The sequence below is a fragment of the bacterium genome (assembly GCA_021108215.1).
Lineage (GTDB): Bacteria > Oederibacteriota > JAAXVQ01 > JAAXVQ01 > JAUVAV01 > JAIORK01.
Genome location: JAIORK010000002.1, coordinates 1 through 18,519 on the forward strand (window position 1 = coordinate 1; position 18,519 = coordinate 18,519).

Below are 18,519 nucleotides of genomic sequence, written 5' to 3' on the forward strand. Positions count from 1 at the left end.
TTACGCAAAAAGGTCTTCTGAGTTGAATGTGTCGCACTATAAGTTACAATTCACCTTTGATTATCAAACCCCGAAACAGCATTGCATTTTAAATCCCGGCGTGGGATAATTTCCCCGGTTTTCATTCGTTTTCACTTAAAAAAATTAAAAATTATCATAATAAAGATACCCGAGTTTGAATCAAACATGTAGGGGGGGGAATGGCACCTGAATTTGGAATGAGTTATCGTGCTGGCGCGAACACGATGGACAGCCTGCCCGGCGAATGCCGGGTAAGTCCATCAATGGAGCGAGTAAAAATATCGCCGCCCCGACCGGAAGAGATATACAAGCATCGGGAGGCTTCGCACAAGGCGAACATCTCCCGACAAAAATACCGCGGGCTGCCTGCCCGGCGTACCGTGTCCGGCGAATGCCGGATGCCGGGTAAGCCTGTGGATTTTTATCCGACGATGAAAAAATCACTAAGCTGCATTTTGTTTGTCGTCGCTTGTTTGCTGATGTTTCGCAGCGGTTGGGCTGACTGGAGTTATAATTATGATACCGCCTGGATGGATGATTTTAGTCAGGGAGCGCCGGATACCCAGCCAAGTCGCTGGCAGGATGCCGACAATGGCGGGCGGGAAGTTGAACTGATTTACAGTTATCAGGATTCTTATGCGGCGCTAACCAGATCCGCTGAAACCATGGAAACGGGGGATGTTTTCTCAGAAAACATCCACTGCAATGTGGATGTTTTTGATACCGTGGAAATTCGGGTTGTGGATTCCATTTCTACCAGTGTGACATCATGGAGTATTGGTTTGCAGGAAAGCAGTGGTGATAGGCGCTACCACATTTTGCATGACTTCACCGGGGCCACCGGGACATTTTCCTTCCACATGCGCGATATGACCGGGTGGTCCGGGACGCAGGATTTTAGTATTCGTCTTGCCATGAAGGGTGCTGTGGGGGAGTATTTAGTGATTGACTATGTCAGCATTTTTAGAAATCCAACAGACAAAAAGTCCTTCTGGCGTGAGGATTTCGTGGGAGAACCCAATACTCAGATCAGATCATGGTGGGACGAGACCGAGGACAATACGTTGAATGCTGAGATTCGTTATTCTGATTCAACCCTGGCATCCTCGGGTAATATTGAACTTATTGATGATGGCGGTAATTCCCTGGCGCCTTGGGGCAAAGTCCTCTCGCCGGGCATTATTTGGGATACTGAAGTGTATGATCACATCGAAATGCAGATTACCAGTGTGGCAATCAATACTTCCTGGCAATTATGGGTGAGAGAGTTGGGCAATGGCTGGCCCGGAGTCTCGATAACAGCGGGTTCCGGTGACGGGGTATTTACGTTTGATGTGCATGATATACCGGGCTGGCTGTGGAGTGGGCCGACCTTGATGGCATTTGAATTGTATATTGAGGGGACGCAAGTAGGTGTGAATTATGATCTTGATTATATACAGGTTTACCGTCCGCAGGCAACGCCAACGCCGGTTGTCCCTGTCCCGACACCCAGCCCTACGGCAGCTGTTTTTCCTCAGGGAGGTTTTGCCACCCCCAATCCTTTTTTGCCCAACCGCGGAGAGAAGGTCTTTTTTAATTTTATCCTATCCGGAAGTCAAAGCGCATATACCATCAGGATTATGAATTTGCAGGGCCGGATTGTGAAAAAATTAGCATCGAAGAATGAATGGGATGGACGGGACAATCAAGGTCGTTTGTGTGAGGGCGGTATTTATATTTATCAGATTGAGTCGGGGGATAAACGGGTGAGCGGAAAACTTGTACTTATTCATTGACAAGGGCGGTAGTCGGTTTGAAAGTTTGGGAGTCACTAAAAAAATGGAAGCAACTCAGATTGCTCTTTATCGGCGCGGGGATTGGCGGGCTCATGATCGCGGTCGTAGGATCTATTTATGTCAATTTACAGGCCATGGAGCAAGATCAGGTTTTGGAATACCGGAACACGGCCATGAAATTAAGCGACCTGACCATGAATTTTTATCTCAAAGGCCAGTATGAAAATATCGAGGATATGATGAAGGTACAAACCCAAACTTCAGCCATTCAATACATGGCATTTAATATGGGCGGCCAACCCCGCTACACAGCCGGCAATGGCTCTAATTTGAAAATGACGGAAAAGATTCTTCGGCAAACAGGGGCTGCGGAAATAAAAATAATCCGCAAACAGCGGTACGTTTATTTAAATATTCCTTTTGTCGAAGCGGAAGATGTGATCCAAAAGCAGAGCAGTTTATTGGTGGTTTTTTCTCTGGAGGAATTTCAAAAAAATAAAAAAAGTATTCTTTGGTCGATTGTCGGTATTGTCAGCCTGGTAACCGGATCGGTCGTTCTCTTTTACCTGCTGGCTAAGACCTCGCATCAACTGCAGGAAAGGAATCGGGAGCTGGCGGAAACCAGTCGGAAACTCAAAGTGGAAGAACAGACCAAGACCGGCATGATCAAGGCCATTGCGCATGATGCTTTGCACTATGTCACCGTGATTCAGATGATTAATGATAATTTAAAAGCGCAGGCAAAAAATACGAAGCAAGCAATGGATATCCTGCCTTTTGTCAATGACATTATAGAAAGCAATGGTTCACTGACCAAGCTGTTGGAGGACCTTAAATACAATGAGTACCTCAGTCGTGGTTTGGTGATTGAAAATCCTGTAAAAATCCAATTTGTTGAATTTCTCAGCACCATTCTTACCAGTTTGAAAGAAATGTTTTCCAAGAAAAACATTCAGTGTGAGTTTTTTCATGAAAATCCGACTGCGTATGTTTTTGTTGATCGCGAATTGATCAAACGGGTGGTGTTTAATCTGCTGCACAATGCATTTAAATATACCCGGCGGGACAGTAAGATTAAGGTATGGTGCCGGCAGGAAGCGGATAAGATTGTGACCTTTATTCAGGATGCAGGGGCGGGGATTCCGGAAAAGCAATGGGAAATTATTTTTGATCCTTCGGTCAGACTTGCAGACAGTGATTTTGTCCGGCCGGAAGACAAACGCGGTACGGGTTTGGGGCTGACTAATTCCAGAAAATCCGTTGAATTGTATCAAGGGAAACTGGGGGTGTATAAAAGCGCGAAAAATATTGGGACGACTTTTTACTTTTCGCTGCCGCTGGTGCCGGCGGAAAATGCAGGTTCGACAGGAGATGATCTATGAATAGCGTGTTGGTGGTGGATGACGATCCCATTATTGTGTCAAATATCATTAAAGGATTTGAAATGGAGCGGTTTGCCGCCGAGGGAACTTCGGATTACCGCGAAACGATCCGGATTATAGAATCAAAACATCCGGATATTGTTATCCTGGATGTTTTCTGGGGAAACAGTGAAGATAGCTTTGGCATTGATGTGCTGCGCGAGATTCGGGAAAAATGGGACAAAGATGCTTTGCCGGTTTTTATGATTACCGCCCAGGGGGAATCAGCCCAGCTGCTTGAATCCATGAACCTGGGCGCGACGGATTTTATCAGCAAACCATTTACCATCGCCGGGTTGATTGAACGGGTTAAACGGACCCTGGAAGAGGGCCCGGTCCCGCCGGACGCTGATCCGCTGGAACCTTGGAGTGAACGCATTGCGGGAAGATCAAAACCGATCTTGGATTTAACCATGAATGTGTGGAAAGCGGTTCGGGATAAATCAGATATACTGATTTTAGGAGAGACAGGTACGGGAAAAGACCTGGTGGCCAGAATGTACCATCAACAAAGTATGTGGTGCCAAAAACCGCTTAAAATTATTTATTGTCCCAATGTGAGCGATACGTTATTTGAATCACAATTGTTCGGTCATCGCAAAGGGGCTTTCACCGGCGCAAATGAGGATCGGGCCGGTGATTTGCGGGAAGCTGATGGCGGGATTGCATTGCTCAACGAGATTGGGGAGTTGACGGATATTCAACAACAGAAATTACTTAATTTTTTAGAGACCAAGCGGATTAAACCTTTAGGGAGTAATGAAGATATCCATCTTGATGTTGTTGTTTTGGCAGCCACCAACCGGCCTTTGAAAAAGATGGTGGATGAGGGGATTTTCCGGAATGATTTATATCAGCGTTTGAGTAAAGGGGTTTTACTGGAAACTCCGCCATTGCGCAAATACCTGGATGATATTCCGTATCTGGTGGAGCATATTATCCAGGAAATTAATCTGACTGCGACAAGTAAAATTCACGATATTGATAGGGATGTTATTGAGCTTTTTCAACAGTTGTATTGGGATGGCAATGTTCGTCAATTGAAAAACTGTATTTTTGAAGGCGCCCGGCGCTGTATTGGCGGGAAAATTATTTTGCATGATGTTGCCGGCTATATTGAACGACATTGCATCAAATTTCTTGATGAAGAAAAAATGCTCTGCTTGGAAGACTTTAACCTGCAATTGGATACGGCCTATCCGGTGTTTAAACAAAAACTAAAAGATGCCGAGAAAAAATATTTAGTCCATCATTTGCAAAAAAATAACTGGCAAGTTCCCAAAACTGCGGAAAGTATTGGGATCAAACATCGTCAGCGATTGAATGAATTAATGCGGGAATTTAAAATTAAGAAGGATCAATAACAATCCATTTGTTTGGGAAATGATGAAGGAGTGTATGGGAATATGCTGAAAAAAAAAGGTTTCATTCGCTATGGTTCCGTTTGGCTGGGTATGTTTTTCCTGGGTGCGGGACTGATGTTCGCAAGTCCGTCGCAGGCATATTTTATTGATGCGGTCTATGGCGTGCGTCCCGCCGGGATGGGTGAGGCGTTTGTCGGGATTGCCGATGATGCCAATACCGTGCTGTTTAATCCGGCGGGTATTTCCGGGATGAAACAGGTTGAGGTTATGGGGATGTATTCCAGGCTTTATATGAATTTGGATGACCGGCAGTATACCGGCAATCAGGACCGCATTGGATACAGCCTGGCTGCAACTGTTCTGCCGTTTGCGGATGCCGTTGGTTCGTTTGGTTTGGCCTGGTCGCGGTTTTATTCAGAACTCTATGGAGAAAATCAGTTTTATCTATCTTATGCCAGAAATATTTTAAAGGCTTACAATATTGATTTAGGGATCACGCTTAAGGTGTTGAACTGGTCGGTTTCCAAGACGGCGTATACAGAGTCTTATTCAGAATGGGAGAAGTGGGGCGGAACCCTGGATGCAGGAATTTTAAGTTCGCCGTTTGAAGGATTCCAGGTGGGTATCAGTGCGGATAATCTGGTGCCGGCTGATATGGGATTGTATTCGGAGGCGATTACACCGGTTGCCTTGCGCGTGGGTGCGGCTTATTTTCTTCCGTGGGAAATAGACGGCTTGGAGTCGATGCGGACTCAGCTGGAATTGCATGCACGCAATGAAAGCTACAATATAAAATTCGGTTTTGAGACCTGGCTGGCAGGGAAGGAAATAGGGCTGCGGACCGGGGTGAATTTAGATCAAGTCACACTGGGGTTTAGTTACTGGAAGAAATTGTCCAGCCAGCCCTTTGAGCTGCATTTTGACTATGCCTTTGCCTATCCTTTTTATGTTATGGAGACCATCGGATCCCACCGTGCCGGAGTGACACTGAGCTGGGACCCGCATTACTCCAGACAGCAGCTGGCAGCGGCAGTTCATCAGGCCACACAAGATAAGCAGGCTATTTCACGCAGACTGGAAGAGACCTCGCATGAGTTGGAAGCATCGGAAATGGAAATTACCGGATTGGAAGAAAAAGTGAGTGCGATGCAGGAAGAACTTCAAAGAGCGAAACAAGCCAGACGGGAACGTCAGGCGGAGGCTGAGGTGCGTGCCCAAAAGTTGGATCGTGACCGGGCTGAGCAGTATCCGGTTAATATAAATCCTGTGATTGTGATTGGATATGAAACCAAATTATTATCCGATTATGCCTATATTCAAGCGGTTCGTGAGCAGGTGGAAAAACTGGAGATATATTTGAAACAGCAAACCGGTTATACTTTTGTGCGCAGGGGATTTAGCAGCCCCGAGGAGATCACCTATGCTTTTCAACAAGGCGAGATCGATATTGCCATCCCCTCCAGCGGTATTTTTTCCACCTTGTATAAGCAGGGGATTGCAGATCCGTTTTTAACCTTTACCTACCAGGGCAAGGATTTTCAGAAATACCTGTTGTTTGTCCGTGAAGATAATCCGATTATGACGCTCAATGAGTTAAAACAAAAAAAAGTGGGCTATTTAAATTCATTATGTATCAAACGACTAGAACGTTACCTGTCCCAGAGCTTACCCAATTACCCTTCCGGTAAATTTTTCAAGACCACCCGGAAAATGGATTCTGCCCGCGGGGGTATTATGGCGTTGCGTTTGCAGGACATTGATGTATTGGTGGGTTTGGAATATATCGAAACAATTTTACGGCGGGAAACAGAAGGGAATCAGGGAATTCGTATTTTGGATAAATATGGCTTTGGACCCAACGCTCCCGTATTTATCCGCACGGGCTTGAGAGAAGACAAGCGGAAGAAAATTAAGCACGTCCAGGATATTTTGCTCAATGCGCATACTGTTCCCGAATGCAGCAGTTTTATGAAATTTTTCTTTTTTGATAAAATTAGTTTGTTTCAGGAAGAAAAGTATGAGCAGTTTTTTAAAGATCAATAGTTCTTCCACGAACATAAAACCCAGCGGCACTGCCGGGACTGTTTTATCGTGCTGGCGCGAATACGATGGGCAGCCTGCCCGGCGTACTGTGTTCGGCGTACCGTGCCCGGCGAATGCTGGATGCCGGGTGAGCCCGTAGCATTTTTGTCTGGACAATACGATTGCCCCAAAGCGAGACGGACCGGCGCTTTAACCGGATTTTTTCTTAATAAGAAAATTGAAAAGTCATCCGCCTATTTTTCAAATGGGCTATTTCCTTTTGTTGTCACGAAAGTATTTCCATTCTCCCGAACGATAAATCTTTCCGAAATGAGCATGTTTACATACAAAAATTAACCCAGGAAAAAAAAACCTTAATTTATATAGTGAAAATATACCCTGAATTTTGGCACAAAAAATGCATTGTATTAATATGCATGAAAAGTGACTTTTCATCCGATACCATTTCGTGCAGTAACCATTATGAGGGGGACATAAGGTTATGCATACTCAAACAGATACACAACTTATTTTGGCTTTTAAAAACGGACAGCGGGCAGCGGGCGAGGAAATAACACAGCGCTATTATTCGAAAATTTTATTTATGTGTTCAAAGTATCTCAACTCGGTTCCGGATGGAGAGGATGCAGCGCAAGAAGTGTTTTTTAAAGTTATTGCAGAGAAAAAAATTATCTCTTTTCGCGGTCAATCGAAACTCTCCACCTGGTTGATACGCGTGGCAATCAATGTTTGCAAATCTCAGTTCCGTAACCGGAGTACCAAAAAATTGAATCTCATGGATCAAGAAGGCATGAATCTTATGGAAGAAACAGTGCCTTGTAAGCGGAAAAGTCCCGAAGAGAATTTTATTAAAGCAGAGATTCAGGAAAAAGTACAAGATGCCATTGAAGGACTCCCCCGGAAGTGCAAAAAAGCCATGTATTCCATTTATATTCGTGATTACTCCTACAAAGAAGCTGCCAAAGAATTGAATATTCCTGTGAATATTCTTGGTGTACGTCTTATGTACGGAAGAAAATTGATATTTCAATTTTTAAGAAAAGAAATCCGACAGGATTGTTCGTTCGGGTTACTGGATATCCATCCCAGGATACAGATGGCGCTGAACTAAACAAAGTCGGTTTCCGGTTTACTCAATGATTTTTAGCAATTATTCCATTCTTTTTTTAATTTGAAACAAATCTTAATTTAATACATACGCGTTGATACGGATTATGCATTTGTCCCATATGAATTATTAGGTTATACTTATCAGATTAAATAAAGCAATAAAACCTGAGGAGACTACCATGACTCAGTTGAAGGTCCGTGACCAGGCGCCGGATTTTACACTGGATGATCAATCAGGTGATAAAGTCAGATTAAGAGATTTTCGCGGGAAAATTGTTGTGCTCTATTTTTATTCCAAAGATGGTACGCCGGGATGTACCCGGGAAGCCTGCGATTTTCGTGATTATGAAAAAGATTTTACCCGCTTGAATGTGGTAGTGCTGGGGGTTTCCAGGGATAGCCGGGAAAAGCACAGGAAATTCATGGAAAAATACGGACTGCCGTTTCGGTTGCTGGCGGATGAAGAATTACATACATTGAAGGCCTATGGTGTATGGCAGATGAAAAAAATGATGGGGTGTGAATCCATGGGGGTTATCCGTTCCACCTTCGTTATCAATCCCATCGGGAAAATTGATAAAATTTATTATAAAGTCAGGGTGGGCGGACATGTGGCCAATGTGCTGGATGAATTGAAAAAGGAGTTGCGGTAATGATCAGGGCGCTTATTGGCAAGGTGGTGGCAAAGGAAAATTTAAGCCGCGAGGAAGCCCGGGCCGGTATGGAATTTATCATGAACGGCGAAGCCACGCCTGCACAGATCGCGGCTTGGATAACCGGGCTGCGCATGAAGGGTGAATCTGTAGAGGAAATTACCGGGTGCGCTCAGGCCATGCGCAGTCTGGCCACGACAATACAGGTGACCGGTGAACCGGTTGCACTGGAAAGCGACGGCAGCAACCGTGCTGAGGAAATTATTGTGGATACCTGCGGTACCGGGGGGGATGGTGCTCAGACATTTAATATTTCCACTGCAGTGGCGTTTGTAGCCGCTGCCGGCGGATTGACGGTTGCCAAGCACGGGAACCGGGCGGTTTCATCCAAATGTGGGAGCGCGGATGTATTGGAGGCGCTGGGTGTGAATCTGAAATTGACGCCGGCGCAGGTTCAGGCCTGTATTCAGGAAATCCGGATAGGTTTTTTATTTGCGCCGCTTTACCATATGGCCATGAAGCATGCCGCCGGTCCGCGCAAGGAAATCGGGATTCGCACTATTTTTAATATACTGGGACCGTTGGCCAATCCGGCCGGAGCAACAGTACAGGTATTGGGCGTGTTTGATCCGGGGTTGACCTCGGTGATGGCGGCGGTATTAAAGGAGCTGGGGATACAACAGGCCATGGTGGTGCATGGTCATGGGACGCTGGATGAATTTTCTTTGACCGGCCCTACCACGGTGAGTGAATTAAAAAAGGGCGAGGTGAAGACCTACCAGGTTTTGCCTTCGGATTTTGGGATGCCGCAATCAGATGCAAAAGAATTGCGGGGTGGTACGGTGGAAGAAAATTCCGCGATTATTCTGGATATCTTCAAAGGCAAGACCGGTCCCAAGACCAATGCGGTGGTGATCAATGCAGCTGCTGTTTTTGTCGTGGCCGGTAAAGTTTCTGATCTGAAAAAAGGGGCTGAACTGGCACACGATGTCATTCAATCCGGGAAAGCGCTGGAGAAGCTGGAAGCCCTGATTGCTGTGAGTAAACGGATCGGTAGGGGCGATTCATGAATCGCCCCTACTATTTCGTGGAAAGAATATGCAGGATGTCTCCATCCTGGACCGGATATTCTTTTTTTTCCGCCCGCAACAATCCCCGTTTGGTGGCTTCCTGTTCCGAACCGCATTCCATCAGTTTTTTATAAGAAATAACCTCAGCGCGGACAAAAAAGTTCATCAAATCATTGTGGATGGTACCGGCCGCTTCCTTGACCGGGCAGTCTTTTTTTACGGTCCACGCCCGGACTTCATCTTTGCCCACAGTGAGAAAACTGATTAAACCGGCGGTGGCATACGCCTGTTGGATAAACGTATTTTTCCCATCCAGGGGCAGGTTATATTCTTGCGCAAAAACCGCTTTTTCATCCGGGGGAAGTTCCTGGAGATCTTTGTCCAGTTTGGCATAGATACGGACAACCGGGAAGTTGAGGGAATTGGCATACTGCTCAAATTCAATGATTCCCGGAGGCCCTTCCACACCCTGTTCTTCTGAAAGGTTGACAACCGCGAACATGGATTTGCGCGTCAGAAAGCTATAGGATTGAAGTTCTTTCCAGACCTCCGGCGGCAGTTCCAGCTCGGAAAGACATTTGTTTGCTTCCAGAGTTGCATTGAGTTTTTCAAAAATTTCTTTTTCCGGCATACCGACAAGCACGGCCGGTTTATTGGTTTTTTTAATTTTGGTCAGCTTGCGCTCCACTTGATCCAGGTCGGAAAGGATGAGCTCGGAAAGACAAAAATCGAGTTCTTTTTGCATTTTTTTTCCATCCTGATTCTGGGCGTAGCCATTGATCACGATGGCCAGTGTATCCATCAATTTAAGATGATTTAATGATTTATTGTTGTTTTCGCGGTCGCCGGGGGCGAGACGGTTGATGTCGACAAAAGTTATTTTGGCAAAAATGGTTTTTTTGGGTTGATAGAGCGCGGTTAATTGATCAATCCGGTCATCCGGAACATCGACCGTAGCGGTATTGGCTTTGTCAGGGGAGAGATAGGCTCCCTGGGTATTGCTAAGCAGTTCAAATAAGGTTGTTTTTCCGCTGGATTCAGCGCCTAGAAAACCGATTTGCATGAAAAATCCTCCTGGAGATCAAATGAGCCACAATTCTAGCCAAAATGGCATGGCTTGTCAATCCAACAAAAAAATCTTTAATACAGGTATTAAATGACCGAGACTGAATAAGGTATTGATTATAAAATATGTTTTTTGAAAATGAGACAGCGAAGCGATAATTGTGACCGAGGCATTGCCGCCGGCGGGGGCGCTGGGGAGTTTGTTTGCAGATAGGAGATAGGCATTTAATTGGACTTGCACTTATGTTCTCATTTCCGTAAAATACAAATCATTTTTAATATGTTAGCCGTGAATTCCCCGGAGTTCAAGCCGGGGATGAAACGGAATAGTAATAATGATTTTCTACAGATCATATCCAAATTCCCGATCTTCAGAGCGGGGAAATTGAACGGGATGTGTATTTAAAAAGGAGTTTTATCATGAAAATAATGCAAACGTTTAATGTAATTCCCACCTTGCCTGAGGAATTGGCGCCACTGCGGACCCTGGCATTTAATTATTGGTGGTGCTGGAATGCCGATGCCTTTAATGTTTTTCGGCATATTGCCGCAGATCTCTGGACGCGTTGCGGACATAATCCAATTAAATTTCTTGGACAAGTTTCACAGGAAAGGCTTAAAGAGTTGACGCGGGATGAGGGATTCAAGTATCACCTTGATCAGGTTATGAAGAATTTCAAAGGGTACATGGAAAGAAAAACCTGGTTTCAGAATCGCTGGCCGGAAGAAAAACCTGTTCGGATTGCTTATTTTTCCGCAGAGTTTGGGATTAATGAGGGGCTGCCGATCTATTCCGGCGGTTTGGGTGTTTTGGCGGGAGATCATCTCAAATCCGCCTCGGATCTGGGTGTGCCTCTGGTTGCCATCGGGTTGGCGTATCATCAGGGATATTTTCGTCAGTATTTGAACCAGGATGGCTGGCAGCAGGAACGGTATGCGGAAAACGATTTTTATAATATGTCAGCGATGTTAATGCGGGATGAGAAGAAAAAACCGATCATTCTGGAAGTGGATTTTCCGGGACGCAAAATTCAGGTTTGTATTTGGAAAGTGCAGGTGGGCAGGGTTCCGCTTTATCTGCTCAGCACCAATCTTCCCGGTAACTCACCGGTTGACCGCAATATTACGGCCAAATTGTATGGCGGGGATAAAGAGCTGCGTTTGCAGCAGGAGTTGATACTGGGTGTGGGAGGCGTTTTAACCCTTAAGCGCTTGGAACTGCTTCCGGCAGTGACGCATATGAATGAAGGGCATTCGGCGTTTCTCGGCATTGAGCGCATCCGTTATCATATGGAAAATGACAAGCTTAGTTTTAGCGAAGCGCGTGAATTGGTGAAGGGGAGCAATATTTTTACCACCCATACGCCCGTGCCGGCTGGGATTGATATGTTTAGTTCCCAGTTAATTGAAAATTATTTTGTGCCTTACTTTGAAAAATTTGGTGTTTCTGCGCAGGAATTTTTGGCCATGGGCCGGAGAAATGCCGATGATCCGCATGAAAATTTTTCCATGGCGATTTTGGCGATTAATCTGGCAGCCAAGACCAATGGTGTGGCCCGGCTGCATGGTGAGGTTTCCCGGAAAATGTGGCAAAATCTCTGGCCCTTGTTGCCGGAAGATGAAGTGCCGATTTCGCATATTACCAATGGGGTGCATGTGAATTCCTGGATTTCAATGGAAATGTCGGAGTTGTTTGACCGGTATCTCGGTCCCCGTTGGGTGGAGGAACCGGGTGATCAGAAAATTTGGGGAAGGATTATGGAGATTCCTTCAGCGGAATTGTGGCGGACGCATGCCCGCCGCCGGGAGCGTCTGGTGGGGTATGTAAGACGCAAATTGCGTCAACAGCTTAGTGACTGCGGCGCGCCGGCTGAGGAGATCGAGATGGCGTCACAGGTGTTGGACCCGGAAGCCTTGACCATCGGATTTGCCCGTCGTTTTGCCACCTATAAACGGGCAACCCTGATTTTTAAGGATATTGAGCGCTTCACGAAGCTGATTTCAGACAAGGACAGGCCGATTCAAATTATTTTTGCCGGTAAGGCCCATCCCCATGATGAACCCGGTAAACGGTTGATTCAGGAGATTGTCAAGATTGCCCGTCAAGCCGGATTGCGACGGCATGTTGTTTTTTTAGAGGATTACGATCTTAATTGCGCCCATTATTTGGTTCAGGGCGTGGATGTATGGCTGAACAATCCCCGTCGCCCATTGGAGGCATCCGGGACATCCGGGATGAAGGCGATTTTCAACGGTGGTTTGAATTGTTCGATTCTGGACGGCTGGTGGGATGAAGGTTATAACGGCAAAAACGGCTGGGCGATCGGCCGGGGTGAAGAATATGATGATAATGAGTATCAGGATCAGGTGGAAAGTTCGGCTTTTTATCAGATTTTGGAGAATGAAATGATTCCGCTTTTTTATGACCGGGGACCGGATAATATTCCTGAAAACTGGTTGAAAATGATGAAGCGTTCTATGACCAGTTTGGGTCCGGTTTTTAATACCAACCGAATGGTCACGGAGTACACTGAACGGTTCTATGTTCCTCAGACCGAGCGGTTGGAGCGGCTCAAACTTAACAACTGTAAAATTGTCAGAGACCTGGCTGCTTGGAAGAAAAGAGTCACGCAGGAGTGGCCGGCGGTGAAGGTGGAAAAGGTTTATGATATTCCTGAAAAGGAGCATACTGTTGGGGGTGAATTACCGGTGAAAGCGACGGTTAATCTCGGCGGGCTTTCCACCGAGGATGTTCAGGTCGAGATTTTTTACGGTGCGATTGATGAGAAGCAAGAGATGCATGCCACCCGGACGGTGGTCATGAATCCTGAGAAAGATACCCAAGGCGGCAAGGTGACCTTTACCGGAAATATCCCCTGTGTGACAACCGGTAATCACGGATTGACCATTCGGGTTTTACCGCGGCATGATGATCAGATTCACCGTTTTGAGACGAATTTAATTACCTGGGGAGATTAATTGAGATATGACAAGCGCCGGGGCGAATTATCGCTCCGACGTTTTTTTTAAGTATCTCTTTTTTCCAGATAGCGCAGGACCTTGAGGAAGATTTTTTGCTCGCGGAAGGTCAGCAAGCGGTCCTCGAAAAGCAGTTTGACCCGCCGTATAAATTCCGGCAGACGGCCGCGCGGCTGGTAGTCGCTTGTGATCAGGAGCTGGTTGAGAAGGTCATACACCCGCTGCTTTTCACCATGGGTCGCCAGCCGGTCGAGGGGATTTTTTTCCGGGAGGATCGCAGGTGACTTCCGGAACCATTCATATAGATAAATAATCACTGCTTGTCCCAGATTGAGGCTGCCGAGTTCACCTGTCGGAATGGTGCTGGTGGTGTCGCATAAAAACACCTCTTCATTGGTTAATCCGGCCGCTTCGGCACCGAAAATAATTGCGGTTTTTTCTGAGTGCTCAATCCGGCAAAGCCGGGAAACCGCTTCTTCGGGCTGCAAAGAAGAAATTTTAACCCGGCGGGCGCGGCGTGTGGTGGCGATCGTATAAGCACAATCTTCCAGTGCGGTTCTTAAATCAGGGAAAATCTGTAGATTTTTCAGAATCGTCCGTCCGTCACAGGCCATACGGGCTGCATGGGCTTCATCATAGGTGCGCGGTGTCACCAGACGTAACTCTGTGATTCCAAAATTAACCATGGCACGGGCGGTGGCACCGATATTTTCAGCTATTTGCGGGCGGACCAGAACAACGATCGGCAGTGAACATGATTTTTTCATGAGGTTCCTTTACTCATTTTGTCTAAATTAAAACATGGCATCTAACCGGATCAGCGCTTAGGTCGAATGGAAGACAGTGTGTTTTAAACTTGGAAAGCAGTGACCTTTACTGAAATTTGGACAAGCCTATTTTACGGGGAACTATTCCATTTTACCAGCGGTTTTTCCAGACAGGCAGGTGACGGAGAATAGTCGGCTGCCTGAAGAAACTCCTGGAAACTATCCGGACTCTCGTTTAAAATGAAAAGGTGGAATAGGTATTAAAACAGCCTGGGATGAGGGGCGCGATGGAATCCCAGGATATCACTCAGGAGCAAAATTGTTTTTGTTTAAGCATATCATTATTTTTGTTGAAAAAGGGAGGATGCAGACATGTCAGGATCTCAGATTAATTTGACTTTTCGTGTGCGGCCTACGTTTGGTCCAGAAAAATGTATTCAAATGGTGCAGCTGCTGGTGGAAAGTATGTTTTTTGATGAAGAAGCGCAGTTTGATCTGATGATCAAGAAAAATAATGATGAGCGCCTGCATGACGAACTGACCCCGGTAGATTTGGGGACGTTTATCAATCCTCAGACCTGGCCGGAGATTCATCAAATTCTTTTTTCCAATCAGTGGATGAAAGGCATGAATTTAAAATTCCAACTTGTTCGTCGGCATGATTACATTAGCCTGATGCTTAAGTGCGAGATGGAGTCGCCTGATCACCAACAACGTCTGGTCAGACGTATTGAAGAATTTTTATTAAGTGAGAGTTATTCCGAGGGTGGAAATGATGCTCATGATCAGGAACGGGAGCGTTTGTTTGGCTCAATGTTAATGCATGCGGATGTTATTCGGGTGGCCCGACAGCCGTTTCTTGCCGGGCGGTTTCAAGAAGCCATCGCTGCGGTGGTGGGGTTGTTGGTGACACGCCTGGAAGCTCTGCTGCATGCCCGTATTAAACAACCCGGGGATGTTGTGACCCAGTTGTCCATGGACCCGCCGCGCTTGCTTCTGCCGGATTTATCCGGGAAGAAATTGTATGAGGAATTAAGCGGTATTGGTAATTTGTGCTCCGGGATTCTCACGCTGACAAAACCTTTGGTTTATTCAAAAGTATCTGTGCCGGAAGACCCGGCCAGGATTTTAAAGTGGCTGGTTTTAATCGGGTTGCTCCTGGAACGTCTGGAGGGGGCTTCATTTAATCCGGCTTTGCAGGGGCGGAGTCCTGGAAAGACGCCGCTTCTCAAAAAAACGGTAAAAAAGAAGTTGTTTACGAAGCAAGCTAAAAAAACCAGCGGGGTAAAAAAGAAGGTCGTAAAAAAGAAGGTCGTAAAGAAGAAGGCTGTGAAGAAGAAGGCTGTGAAGAAGAAGGCTGTGAAGAAGAAGGCTGTGAAGAAGAAGGCTGTGAAGAAGAAGGTTGTGAAAAAGAAGGTTGTGAAAAAGAAGGTAAGTAAACCAATTACATTGAAAAAAACAAAAGCAAAGAAAAAAATTACGAAAAAATAGGCGGGCCCTATTGCTCAAAGTCTTTTGCCAAGGTATAATGCTTTTCATTACGGACACCCTATGCGAGGGTATCTGGTTGGAATGTTCTTGGTTTTCGAAGCGAAAGTCATCAAGATAGGGAAGTGAATGAACGTACAAAGCGGTTTGCAGGGGAAAGATTGGGGCGCTTTTTTTTGGATTGTCATGACACAGGCATTGACTGCCTGGATCATGGCATTTATTGATCTTGTCTATGCACCCATTCCGATGTTCGCAGCAGCAATCGTGGCCGGGCTTTATTTTCGCGGGAGACCGCGCGCAGCATCTCTGGCTGGTGCCATGGCTGGATTGGTCGGTGGTATTGCGGCAGAATGGGCATTTCATGTTGTCAGGGTTCAAAACAGAATTATGAATTGGGCGCAAATGGAGAGCGCAGAGCAATTGGGCCTCGCGATTGCCGAACTTTTTTTATATGCATCTTTATTAAGTTTTTTTGCCGCTTTTTTCAGCTGGGGGACGGCCAAAGAACCGCCGGTTTTGAGTTCGGTGGATGAATTAACCACAGATAATCGCATTGAACCGCTTTATTCACCCGCAGAAAAGGAAATACCGCAAGTTGATATCCCTATTTTTAAACCTGAAGATGAAGGAAAATCCTCCGAATAATTAAGCTGTTTCGTGAACAGATGCGGCGATTGCATTTGCTAAAAAAATATTTTCCGGCAATCACGGTTTATCAGGTGTTGTCGGTATAATTTTGTTTAATTTTTCCAAATAATCCTTTGTAATTTTCTCCCAATCGCTGTGCTGCTGTTTGACGGCATTTTCAGAAAGGCCGGGCTGTTTTTTTTCAAGATAAGTTTTTAATGTTTCCCATTGGAATCTTTTTTCCTGCAGGAAGCGCAGTCGGTTTTGATACAGTTCCGGTGAAAGCCGGGTCAGGTTGGAACGGGAAAATTGTTTCCAATCCGGTGTTTTTAGAATAATCGGTACACGCCAGGTATCGCTTTGCATCCATAATGTCAGTTGGTCCTGATTGAGCGGCATTGGCTGGGCAATCGCGGCATGGGCGAAGGCGGAAGTCCGGTCCAGCAGTGTTGGCTGCATTTTTTTTAAATCACGGGCGACCATTTGGATCTGGAGGAGGAGGTGATTGGCCTCCTGGGCCTGGGTTTCGCGTGCATTTTGCCGGAATGGATTCCACCAGAAGCGTTCATCTCTTTCCGGATCATTTTGCGCATCAATCGTCTGGAACGCCTCTTTCAAGGAAGACCGGCTCTCGCTTAAGCGGTGCCATTGCGCGAGGTCATTGCGCAGTATTTTTTGTTGTGTCTCATCCGGCAGGACAGGTTCCATTTTTGCGGCCGGAACCTGGAGAGGCAGCATAAGACTAAGCAGGATTAGTGCGTGAAGTGTCAATGGATGTATTTGCATGATCACCCTCCCGGTTTTTAATGAACCAAGCCGTATTTCTGAAGTTTATATTGTAATGTACTGCGCTGGATACCCAGCAATTTGGCTGCTTGGGCCTGATTGCCGTTGGTTTGTGCCAATGCTTCTTCGATAAGTTTTTTTTCCATGGTTTCAACCATCTGATTTAAATTTTGATCACCCAAGCGGATTTCATCACTGGGTTTGGAAAGTGCCTGGTCGATTCGCAGGGTGTCGCCGGTAGAGAGCAAAACAGCCCGCTCAATGATATTTTCAAGTTCGCGAACATTGCCCGGCCAATGGTATTCACGCATGAGTCGTTCACTGAAACGGCTGATTTTAAATATGCGATCCCCCTGGTGTTTGCGCAGGAAAAAATCAGACAGCAGCAGGATGTCATCGCCGCGTTCCTTTAAAGGCGGCAGGGGAATAGGGAAGACATTCATGCGCCAGTAAAGGTCCTCGCGGAATTTTCCTTCCCGGACCATGGCCGGCAAATCGCGGTGGGTGGCGCCGATGACCCGGACATCAACCTGGACGGGATCATTGCCGCCGACACGTTCAAATGTTTTGTTTTCCAGAAAGCGGAGCAGCTTGACCTGCATTTCCAGCGGAATTTCACCTAATTCATCTAAAAACAATGTTCCCTTGTGGCATATTTCCAGGCGTCCTTTGCGCTGCGCGGAGGCGCCGGTGAAGGCGCCGCGTTCATGGCCGAAGAGTTCACTTTCAATGAGTTGTTGGCTGTAGGCGGCGCAATGCACGGCAATGAAGGGTCCGTTGGCACGCGGGCTGCTGCTGTGCACCGAGTGCGCGATGAGTTCCTTGCCGGTCCCGGTCTCACCTGTGATGAGCACGGTGGAGTCGGAGGATGCGACCTGCTCAATCAAACGCGTCACCTTTTTAATCGGTTCTGAATTGCCGATGATACTTCCGAATTTGGCATCCGCCTGCTCCTGGAGAAAACGATTTTTGTCGACCAATCGCTTTTCATTGAGAATCCTCTCGACTTTCACTTCAACCTCTTCAAGCCGGAAAGGTTTGACAACGTAATCATCTGCACCGCGCTTCATTGCTTCAACTGCGTTTTCCACGGAACCATACGCAGTCATGAGTATCACGGCAGTGTCGTGGGTGTTTTCCTTAATGTGATCCAACAGATCCAGACCGGATTTTCCCGGGAGGCGGAGATCGGTGAGCACAAGATCATATTCGCGGTTTTGAATATCAGTGATGGCGGTCTCGCTGTCAGGTGCGGTTTTAATTGTAAATCCTTTTTCAGCCAGCGATCGGGCCAGCACTTCGCGGATGTTTTCTTCATCTTCGACAATCAGAATTTTTTCCATC

14 protein-coding genes are annotated in these 18,519 nt (G+C 46.4%); 10 read left to right on the forward strand and 4 right to left on the reverse strand.

Annotation, left to right across the window (positions count from 1 at the left end; translation table 11 throughout):
• Positions 1–200: 200 nt before the first annotated feature.
• The 7 genes from K8S19_00520 (at position 201) to trpD (ending at position 9,460) form a co-directional block, all read left to right on the forward strand.
• Positions 201–1,799 (forward strand): T9SS type A sorting domain-containing protein, encoded by a 1,599-nt coding sequence (locus K8S19_00520; GenBank protein ID MCD4812167.1) that lies wholly within the window; start codon positions 201–203, stop codon positions 1,797–1,799.
• A 17-nt stretch (positions 1,800–1,816) separates the two neighbouring features.
• Positions 1,817–3,181, forward strand: coding sequence for a HAMP domain-containing histidine kinase (locus K8S19_00525; GenBank protein ID MCD4812168.1), 1,365 nt, complete (start codon positions 1,817–1,819; stop codon positions 3,179–3,181).
• Positions 3,178–4,584 carry a sigma-54 dependent transcriptional regulator gene (locus K8S19_00530; GenBank protein ID MCD4812169.1) on the forward strand — a complete coding sequence of 469 codons (1,407 nt, stop codon included), beginning with the start codon at positions 3,178–3,180 and terminating at the stop codon, positions 4,582–4,584. Before K8S19_00525 ends, K8S19_00530 begins: the two co-directional genes overlap by 4 nt.
• A 42-nt stretch (positions 4,585–4,626) precedes the next feature.
• Complete coding sequence (locus K8S19_00535; protein ID MCD4812170.1) at positions 4,627–6,627, forward strand: PhnD/SsuA/transferrin family substrate-binding protein; 2,001 nt, start codon at positions 4,627–4,629, stop codon at positions 6,625–6,627.
• A gap of 481 nt (positions 6,628–7,108) precedes the next feature.
• Complete coding sequence (locus tag K8S19_00540; GenBank protein ID MCD4812171.1) at positions 7,109–7,738, forward strand: RNA polymerase sigma factor; 630 nt, start codon at positions 7,109–7,111, stop codon at positions 7,736–7,738.
• A 178-nt stretch (positions 7,739–7,916) separates the two neighbouring features.
• Positions 7,917–8,390: a thioredoxin-dependent thiol peroxidase gene (gene bcp, locus K8S19_00545; protein MCD4812172.1), complete on the forward strand. Its 474-nt coding sequence runs from the start codon at positions 7,917–7,919 to the stop codon at positions 8,388–8,390.
• Positions 8,390–9,460 (forward strand): anthranilate phosphoribosyltransferase, encoded by a 1,071-nt coding sequence (trpD, locus tag K8S19_00550; protein MCD4812173.1) that lies wholly within the window; start codon positions 8,390–8,392, stop codon positions 9,458–9,460. The genes bcp and trpD overlap by 1 nt, the downstream gene beginning before the upstream one ends.
• Positions 9,461–9,470: 10 nt before the next feature.
• Here trpD and K8S19_00555 read toward each other — a convergent pair whose 3' ends face one another.
• Positions 9,471–10,523 carry a DUF933 domain-containing protein gene (locus tag K8S19_00555; protein ID MCD4812174.1) on the reverse strand — a complete coding sequence of 351 codons (1,053 nt, stop codon included), beginning with the start codon at positions 10,521–10,523 and terminating at the stop codon, positions 9,471–9,473.
• Positions 10,524–10,945: 422 nt separating this feature from the next.
• Between K8S19_00555 and glgP the strand changes: the two genes are divergently transcribed.
• Positions 10,946–13,504, forward strand: a complete 2,559-nt coding sequence (gene glgP / locus K8S19_00560; GenBank protein MCD4812175.1) for an alpha-glucan family phosphorylase — start codon at positions 10,946–10,948, stop codon at positions 13,502–13,504.
• Between the two features lie 47 nt (positions 13,505–13,551).
• Here glgP and K8S19_00565 read toward each other — a convergent pair whose 3' ends face one another.
• Positions 13,552–14,271, reverse strand: coding sequence for an RNA methyltransferase (locus K8S19_00565; GenBank protein MCD4812176.1), 720 nt, complete (start codon positions 14,269–14,271; stop codon positions 13,552–13,554).
• A 372-nt stretch (positions 14,272–14,643) separates the two neighbouring features.
• Between K8S19_00565 and K8S19_00570 the strand changes: the two genes are divergently transcribed.
• The gene (locus K8S19_00570) at positions 14,644–15,762 is read left to right on the forward strand and encodes a hypothetical protein (GenBank protein ID MCD4812177.1); all 1,119 of its coding nucleotides are present in this window, start codon (positions 14,644–14,646) and stop codon (positions 15,760–15,762) included.
• A 126-nt stretch (positions 15,763–15,888) separates the two neighbouring features.
• Positions 15,889–16,407 (forward strand): hypothetical protein, encoded by a 519-nt coding sequence (locus K8S19_00575; protein MCD4812178.1) that lies wholly within the window; start codon positions 15,889–15,891, stop codon positions 16,405–16,407.
• Between the two features lie 60 nt (positions 16,408–16,467).
• On the opposite strand, the gene K8S19_00580 is transcribed toward K8S19_00575, so the two are convergent.
• A complete protein-coding gene (locus tag K8S19_00580) occupies positions 16,468–17,175 on the reverse strand; it encodes a hypothetical protein (protein MCD4812179.1) in 708 nt (235 codons plus the stop codon).
• 17 nt (positions 17,176–17,192) lie between these two features.
• Positions 17,193–18,518: a sigma-54 dependent transcriptional regulator gene (locus K8S19_00585; GenBank protein ID MCD4812180.1), complete on the reverse strand. Its 1,326-nt coding sequence runs from the start codon at positions 18,516–18,518 to the stop codon at positions 17,193–17,195.
• Position 18,519 lies beyond the last annotated feature (1 nt).